Origin of the sequence: Synechococcus sp. R6-7 (assembly GCF_047461695.1) — a bacterium.
Taxonomy (GTDB): Bacteria; Cyanobacteriota; Cyanobacteriia; order Thermostichales; family Thermostichaceae; genus Thermostichus.
On sequence record NZ_JANSHS010000062.1, the window covers coordinates 1 to 8638 of the forward strand.

The 8638-nt window shown below is 56.7% G+C and carries 6 protein-coding genes; 4 read left to right on the forward strand and 2 right to left on the reverse strand.

Translation table 11 applies throughout. From position 1 onward, the window contains the following. Positions 1-1621: phytoene desaturase family protein (locus tag NW815_RS02410; RefSeq protein ID WP_414415675.1), on the forward strand; the 1621-nt coding region annotated here is incomplete at its 5' end. 75 nt (positions 1622-1696) lie between these two features. Here the strand turns inward: NW815_RS02410 and NW815_RS02415 are convergent. Continuing rightward, positions 1697-3091: a hypothetical protein gene (locus NW815_RS02415; protein WP_414388070.1), complete on the reverse strand. Its 1395-nt coding sequence runs from the start codon at positions 3089-3091 to the stop codon at positions 1697-1699. A gap of 1066 nt (positions 3092-4157) precedes the next feature. On the opposite strand from NW815_RS02415, the gene NW815_RS02420 reads away from it, so the two are divergent. Together NW815_RS02420 and NW815_RS02425 are read left to right on the forward strand one after the other, a co-directional pair. Continuing rightward, entirely contained in the window at positions 4158-4736 is a 579-nt protein-coding gene (locus tag NW815_RS02420; protein WP_414415676.1) for a hypothetical protein, read from the forward strand. Positions 4737-5189: 453 nt separating this feature from the next. Then, positions 5190-6161, forward strand: coding sequence for a hypothetical protein (locus NW815_RS02425; protein ID WP_414388074.1), 972 nt, complete (start codon positions 5190-5192; stop codon positions 6159-6161). A gap of 315 nt (positions 6162-6476) precedes the next feature. On the opposite strand, the gene NW815_RS02430 is transcribed toward NW815_RS02425, so the two are convergent. Next, positions 6477-7871 (reverse strand): phosphoglucomutase/phosphomannomutase family protein, encoded by a 1395-nt coding sequence (locus tag NW815_RS02430; RefSeq protein ID WP_414388075.1) that lies wholly within the window; start codon positions 7869-7871, stop codon positions 6477-6479. A 185-nt stretch (positions 7872-8056) separates the two neighbouring features. Between NW815_RS02430 and NW815_RS02435 the strand changes: the two genes are divergently transcribed. After that, positions 8057-8638: DNA gyrase subunit A (locus NW815_RS02435; protein WP_414415677.1), on the forward strand; the 582-nt coding region annotated here is incomplete at its 3' end.

The window sequence follows — 8638 nt, forward strand, 5'->3', positions numbered from 1 at the left end:
CAGCAGTGTTCAGCGTAAATGTATCAGTATTGTGGGTGGAGAAGCGTTTGCAGAAGGATTGTTGATGAGCTACGACGCGGTGGTGATTGGGGCCGGGCACAACGGGCTGGTGAGCGCTTGCTATTTGGCCAAAGCGGGGCAAAAAGTGCTAGTGCTGGAGCGCTATCACACCGTTGGTGGTGCTGCCATTACGGAAGAAATTCACCCAGGCTTTCGCGTGTCGGTGGCTTCCTATTCCTGTAGTTTGCTGCGACCGGAGATCATTCGCGATCTGCGCCTGCCGGACTATGGCTTTGAGGTCTATGCCAAGCAACCTTCCTATTTCATGCCCTTCCCGGATGGGCAGCACCTCTTTCTGTATGCCGATAACCGCGCCAAGAGCAAAGCGGAAATTGCCAAGTTTTCCCGCAAAGATGCGGAAGCCTACGACCGCTGGGAGGAGTTTTGGGATCGGGTGAACGAGGTGGTGGAGCCAACCTTAATGCAGCCGCCGATTTCACTGGGGCAACTGGCGGATCGCTTTGCAGCTGCTGGCTATGAAGACGATTTCCGCCGCATTATGCTTCTCTCGACCACCGATCTTTTGGATGAATTCTTCGAGTCGGAGCAGGTCAAGGCGGCGATGGCTCCCCAATCTTTGATCGGCACCTCTGCCGGGCCGATGACTCCGGGTACGCCCTACATTTGGCTAGTCCATGCGGTAGGTCGGGCCATTGGCTCGCGTGGGGTCTGGGGCTATGTGCGCGGTGGGATGGGATCCATTACCCAAGCGATGGCCAAGGCAGCTCTGGACTTAGGGGTGGAGATCCGCACGTCTGCTCCAGTGGCGGAGATCTTGATGGAAGGTGGGCAGGCCGCTGGGGTTATCCTCGAATCGGGGGAAACCGTGCGGGCGCGGGCGGTTCTCTCCAATGCCCATCCCCAAATCACCTTTTTGCGACTCTGCTCCTCTTTGCCCCCAGACTTGCGTGACCGGCTAGAACGGCACTACCGCACCTCAGGCCCGGTGTACAAGCTCAATTTGGCCTTGGAAGAATTGCCTCGCTACACAGCAGCCCCTGCTGAAGTGCCCCCAGAAGTGGTCAGTTCCGCCACAGTGGATATTGCCCCCTCGGTGGCCTATCTGGAGCGGGCTTGGGATGACTGCAAGTACGGGATCCCTTCCCGGGATCCGTTTATCGAGATCTACAGCCAATCCCCCACCGACCCGACAATGGCTCCCCCAGGCAAGCACATCCTCTCCTGTTTCTGTCAGTTTGTGCCTTACCAACCCAAAGGGCGAGACTGGAACGATGGCCTGCGGGAAGAATTTGCCGATCGGGTAATCGACAAAATTGCCCAATTTGCCCCCAACATTAAAAACGCCGTGATCGCACGGCAGATGTTGTCGCCCGTGGATCTGGAAGCCCGCTTTGGCCTTGTGGGGGGCAGCATTTTTCACGGGGAAATGACCCCCGATCAAAGCTACAACCTACGGCCCATCTCCGGCCTGGCCGACTATCGCTCCCCCATTCCCGGCCTTTACCTCTGCGGTTCAGGGGCACATCCAGGAGGCGGAGTGACCGGGATCCCTGGCCACAACTGCGCACAGGTAGTGATCAGCGATCTGCCGAAACTTTAACGGACAAAAAAGGCTCAGCCACAAGGGCCAAGCCGGAACGGATCCCTGGTTGGGGATCAACCGGGGCTGTTCAGATTACAACCGTACCTGAGCCCCATCAAAGAACCCACGGATGATCAAAATGGCCCCTTCCCGGCTAGCAGGACTTCCTGGTTCATCTTCCGTCCCACCTTCAATGTTGCCGGTGGGGAACTCTTGTTCCAGGAACCACTGGCCGGAAATGCGCTCAGCAGAGGTCGTTGAATCGAAGACAAGGTTCAGATTTCCTCTTTGTGTTCCCCCACCAATATCAAGCCGGTTAAACGGCCCCGCCAATTGTGCTCCGGCCAGGGTACGGAAGACGAAATCTCCTGTGGTAGGTACAATGCCTTGAAGGATAACGGGCTCAGGGTTGCTTCCTTCCACGGGCGAGCCGGGTAAGGTACCTGTAGAGCGCTCTGTGCGCAATGAGAAAAAGTAATCAAAGACTGTTGGGGCACCCGGACGATCAGGAACCGGCAATTGCGGTATCGGTGTGGGGAAAGGTCGCGGTGGGGGGCTGACCTGCACAAAGTTGAGAACTGTGCTGGTGTTGGCCGGATCAAACTCCGCTTGAACACGACCGTTCAGTAAGCGGCGGATGCGAACCAACTGATTGGGCAAGATGTTTGGACGAGTGGGATCCGGAGCGAACAGTACCGACTGCGTACCCACCTGGGCAGGGCGATAGACAATCTCCGCCTGGTTGGGCCGGAAGTTCAGGCGGGCAAAGAGAGCCAAGGCATCCTCAGGAGTGCCATCGCCCGCAACCCCCCGCTGCCGCACCACAAAGCTCGCGGAGAAACTGCCTGTTTGGAGAATAGCGACTACAGGACCTTGGGGTGGAGGAGGGTTGACAAAGGAGCCAGGCGCCAAAATCTCACCACCGGGGCCAGGGCCACCGTTTTCAAACAATACACCCACAGTGGGGACAATCAGGGAAGAATCTCCCTCCAGGACGACTTGATTACCATTTCTACTCACCAAAATGCGGCGCACGGTGAGCGTTAAAGCAGTGCCGTCATCTCGGATAGCCCTGAAGGTGGTATTCACCCGAATGCGCTGGTCGTTGGGGAGGGTCGAAATTGCAACCAGCCCGGCGATATTGAATTGCGTAGATAGCCTGCCGTCGTTGGGTCCAAAGGCAGTGATATTCACCAGCGGTGTGGTTCGCCCAATTTGGATGGCCAGCGTGCTGGAGCGAAGGGTGGAGTCGATTGTCAGCTCACTGGCTGGGATCTCGTTCACGGGCAAGATGCGGGCTTCAACATTGGCGATGCGAGCTTCACCGCTTCCCTGCAAGGGGTTGGTACGCACAGGGATCCCATTGTCAAACCTCGGATTGACGTAGTCCAACCGGAGGCTGGTGGTCTCCAGCACCGAGCCGGGGGTAAAGCGATACTCCTGGGCCGAGACAAAGGCAGCCGGATCCACCTGGACGGGCCCAGGCAAGGTCGGAGACTCATTAACTTCTCCGCAGCCGCCTAGCAGCAAGACTCCACACAAAACCGCTAATGAGCGACCTTTGAAGTTCATAAGGCACTTCCTCACACACCCTAATCTGGGGAAATCCACACACAAAATGGAGGGAAAGGCACCCAACCCCAACGCTACAGGTAAGCTGGCCGCCCCTGCTCGAGGCTATGATACCCCATATCTAGGGGATGGGCCATTTCCGGAAAAATTTCTTGGATTTGCTCTGCCGGTCGCTTGACAACGCCCTGGAATGCAGTAGAACTAACAGCAGTCATCCCCCTTTCAAACGGGATACCTCGTAATCTTGCTTGTCAATGTACAGGGGTAAATTCAGTGGATCCCGGCTGGACGCTGTCGGAAAGATTTGCTGTGGTGTGAGTGAGTGGAGACTTCCCCAATGAAACGACGTTCTGGCTCAGCCCTTGGCGGCGGTGGCCTTTCCCTTCTGGTAACTTGGGCTTCGCTGGCCCTGGTCACTGGTTGTAGCAGCGAGACTACTGGTGGGCTGCCGCCCCTCTTGACCGCCGATGGATCCACGCCTCCTCCCGTGGCTGTGGCTCCCACCATTTCACCCAACCTCACGCCCATCACCTTTCGCCCCGGGCCGGACTTTGCCCCCATCACCCCGCCGCCAGTTCAACCCGATCTGCCGGATCCGCCTCAATTTGGGCCAGGGGGCGGCTTCAACGTCGACCAGCCGTTTGCATCGCTCTCTTACAGGGTGGATTTAACCAACCTAATTGTTCGAGGAGGGATAGCAAGCGTAGACATCCAGGTTCTGAACATCACTTGTGGAACGGATGTTACCAGCGTAATCCGGCCTGAGGCCCTGAGTCAGTTTAGGAACCTGCTGATTGGGAGAGGCAACACGTTCACTGACGCTAACGGCTTCAACTTTAGCTACACGTTTCCAACGGATCCTAGGTTTTTCGATGACTTGAGGATTTTTTCGAAAGGAATTAGGAATATCGATGGCCGGGAGATACTGACAGGAGATGACATTGTTTTCGTTCTAACTATCCGGGACGGATTTGGGCAAGTTTTGCGGGTTGACGACTCAGTTTTCAACGAGGGGGAAACTCGAAACGAGGTGCGCGGCTTTGCCATTCCACCCTGTGGCAACCTTCCTCAGCCAACTCCCACTCCAACTCCTACTCCTCTGCCGCCCGTACCTACGCCTACTTCAGGCCCTACCCCTGTTCCGACGCCAATCCCTGTAGGGCCGTCGCCCCTGTTTGCTCGCTTCCTACTGCCCAATCCAGCGCCGGTCAATACACCTGTTACCCTCACCTTTGTAGTCGATAACCGAGTGGCTGGCGCTATTCCCTTGAGTGGTCTCAGCTTCCAGGCAGTCTTGCCAGAGGGGCTGGTCGTGGCCAATCCTCCCACACCTGCCGGCATTGCCAATCCAAATACCTGCGGGGGCACTTTGGGCGCAATACCGGGAACAAGGATCATCAACCTTTCGGGCGGAGTTCTGGCAGCAGGTGCTACTTGCGAGGTGAACGTCTCCATTCAAGCAACGGCTCCTGGGATCTACACATTGCCGCTGCTATTTGTGTCGAACAATCAGACTCTACCCAGTGCAGCTCCTCCCATCAATCTGGTGGTTAATCCGTAACGGTGTTATTCGCTGGGAGTTCGGCCAACTCTGCAATGTCAACTTGGTGAGTGAAGGTGCGAGGAGATGAAGATCAAGAAGGATTGGTTGCACACTTTGGGCAGTATCTGGGCTGTTTTCTTCACCACAGCCAGTTTGATTGGCTGCCAACAGGCAAAGGAGGATAGGAGCGTAACCAGCCTTCTTCCTGGGCCAATAATCCCCCCTCAAACTCCTAGCGTGCCTACCGGAGGCACTGAGGTAGGCTTACCTCCCATAGCGCCAGGGATCCCTTTACCAACTCCTACCATTGCTATCCAACCTCCTCTCCCAGCCCCAACCATTCCTCCGATTCCCTCTCCTGCTCCTGTTCCCACCATTAAGGCGGAGATCCCTGTTCCTTTTACTCCTTTCCCTCCTCCTCCCCCCCCTCCGTTCCCTGTTGAGAAAGTTAGCGTTACGCCGGAAAAAGTTGTGTTTGCGGAAGGCACAACTGTTGGTTCTACCGAAACTATAACCCTTACGCCTTCCAAAGCTCCTGCTAATGGCAGTTTGGTGTTGAAGGTGGAAAGCAATAACCCACAGGTGGTGGGTGTTTCTACAACAGCTGCCTCTTTCGTAACTGTTGTCATTCCACCGGGATCCGAGGATAAGCCCACAGTTACATTAACCCGTTTGATCCCGGCCACTCAGGAAGGCAATGCCACCATAATAGTTACCCGCGACCCTGCCACAACAGCTGTCAATTACCCGGTGGGCAGTGTGAATGTTCTTGTGCCGGTTAAGGTATTGCAGAAAGCGCCGCCTACCATTACGGTTACCCCTTCGACGATAGAGTTTCTCGATAATGACATAGTTGGGGCTACCAAGGTTGTCAGGGTCGAACTCGCAGCCCCTCCGATTGGTGGGCAGGTTGTTTTGGATGTCAGCGGAACTCCTAACCCCTTTGGGGCGGGCGCTCCGTTCACTGTTTCGACCTCTACTCTCCTCTTTAAGGAAGGTAGCAAAGGGCCTCAAGAATTCGGAGTTATTCGACTAACGGACGGGGTATTCACTGGCTCCATCACTATTAAGCTTAACCCATCCTTAACTACTGCCAGCAACTTCCTGACCAGTGATATTAACTTTGTGATTCCTGTGAAATCAGCTGTAGGTTCTATCCAGCTTGAATATGGGGATTCAGTAGATTGCACCAACAACTTTGGTAAGCTAGTCACCGTAAGTCCAAAAATTACCATCCAAGGTAGAGTCCTTAGACCCCTAACTTTCAAGGCAGAGCCTGAACCTCCACCGCCAGATGGCTTTTCGTTTGACAGGCCAACGGGGGCAATCAAGGTGCAGTGTCCAGCCCCCATTGGCTCTACTCTCTTGACATTGGTGACTGTTACGGACTCTTCTAGTCCTCCTATCTCGGCGCAGGCACGTGTGAACATTACAGTTAAGTAGACGATACATGCCTGGCTTGTATGAATGTCCAAGACCATCTTGGGTGAGACTGTTGAGCTACACCCAATCGGCTTTTCTTTTGCTGCACTGGTAACGGTTACTAACTCTTCGACTCCCCCAATTGCAGCTCAGAAGTTTGCAGCGGTCAAAGTCGAGTAGCAAATATCGCCTCTAAGAAATCTGTGCAAAGCTAGGAGGGGGTGATGGAACTGATCACATCAAATCCAAAGTCCCCAGCGTGTCTCCTCAGGGGCTGGGCGCGCTTAGTCCGTGCTTTTCGGATCAGTATCGTAGGGCTTGGTACTCGGATCTGAACTAAGCTGCCAATGTTGCTGCCCAATCCAGGAGGGCGTTCACTGCTTTTAGGTCTTTCGCCTCTGAGTACAACCTCAGCAGAGGCTCGGTGCCACTGCCGCGAATCATCACCCAACTGCCGTCGGCAAGGGTAAATTTGTGGCCGTCTTTGTCGAAATGCTTGATCACTTTCTGCCCCAAAATCTCAGCCGGGGGATCCTTTTGCAGCCGCTGGAAGAGCTGGGTTTGTTGATTTTGATCGGCGAGGTGGAGATCGCGGCGCAGGTAAACAGAGGTGAACCCTTCCCGTTCCTGCAAAGCCCGGTAGATGGTGCTGAGATCTTGGCCGGTTTCCGTAACCGCTTCGATGAGATACAGGGCCGAAAGCAGGGCATCTCGCTCGGGAATGTGGCCCAAGTAGCCGATGCCGCCCGATTCTTCCCCGCCCAACAGCACCTGGGTGCTCATCATGCGCTCGGCAATGTACTTGAAGCCCACCGGCATTTCCGTAACCGGTAGGCCGTAGTGCTCCGCAACTTTAACAAACAGCTCGGAGCCGCTGATGGTTTTGACAATCTCGCCCCGCAAGCCACGTCGCCCGGCCAGGTGGTCGATCAAGATGGGGATCAGGATCTGGGGGCTGAGGAAATGGCCCTGCCCATCCAGGGCGGCAATGCGGTCGGCATCTCCATCAAAGACCAGGCCCATTTTCAAGGGGGCCGGATCCGCTGCGATGATCTGAGCGGAAGCCTGCAGGTTTTGGGGCAAGGGCTCGGGGGGAAATCCCCCAAACAAGGGATCCCGATGCGCCTGCAACTCAATGACCTTCTCCCCCAAGAGGCGCTTGAGGCCGCCGGCGCCAGAGCCAAACATGACATCCACCCAAATCTTGGCCGGGGATCCCTTGAGCTTTTCCAGATCCACAAAGCGGCTGAGCTGAGCCAGGTAGCCGGGCCAGGGATCCCAGGTGTGGATGGGGGCCTTGTGGGATCCAAGAGGCTGGAGGCTTTGCAGCTCCTGCTCGATGGCAGCAGTAACTTCCGGGGGCACGGAGCCACCAAATCCCCCCTTGACCTTGAGGCCGGAATAGTGGGGGGGGTTGTGGCTGGCGGTGATCACCAAAGCGCCGTGGCAGCCCCGCTCCTTGGCACCCCAGCTAAAGGCCGGCGTTGGGGCCACACAGGTGGAGAGGTAAACTGGGATCCCCAGGCGGGCCACCACCTCAGCAGTGTGGGCGGCAAAGCGTTCCGAAAGAAAGCGGTTGTCGTAGCCGACCAGGATCCCTTCGCCGGGGTAGGTGCGGGCCAACACTTGGGCGCTGGCCTGGGCGGCAAGGGCCAAGTTTTGGAAAGTAAAGCCCTCGGCAATCACGGCTCGCCAGCCGTCGGTGCCAAAGCGGATGGGGGTGTCGACCATGGGGGGGTTGGGGTGAGTGCTGCCGCTTCAAGTCATAGCACGAGGCGGGAGTTGCGGGGTTCGGTCTGCTCTCAACTTCTTCGCTTCTTCTCTATCTCTATTGAGATGGGATGAGATGGGATCCCTCTCGCGGGGCCCGCAGAAGCGGATAGAGTAACCTGGAAAGCGTTCCGCTCCTTTGTGCCATGACTCAGCAACTGACTCTCGACGGACTGGGATCCGAATCGAACGGGGGGCCGCGTCAAGGGCGGGTGATTGCCACCGATTTGCAGGGGGAGATGCAGCGCTCCTACCTGGAATACGCCATGAGCGTGATTGTCGGGCGGGCCTTGCCAGATGTCCGGGATGGCTTAAAGCCGGTGCACCGCCGCATTCTCTATGCCATGCACGAGCTGGGCCTGACGCCGGATCGCCCCTACCGCAAATGCGCACGGGTGGTGGGGGATGTGCTGGGGAAATATCACCCCCACGGGGATCAGGCAGTTTATGACGCGCTGGTGCGCATGGTGCAAGACTTTTCCAGCCGCTATCCCCTGGTGGCGGGACACGGCAACTTCGGCTCTGTGGATGATGACCCGCCGGCGGCTATGCGCTACACGGAGTGCCGGCTGGCGGAGCTGAGCCACACAGCGCTTCTGGAGCAGGTGTCGGAAGAGATCGTCGATTTCATGCCCAATTTCGACGGATCCCAGGCGGAGCCCACCGTTCTTCCGGCCCGCTTGCCCATTTTGCTGCTCAACGGCTCTTCCGGCATTGCCGTGGGCATG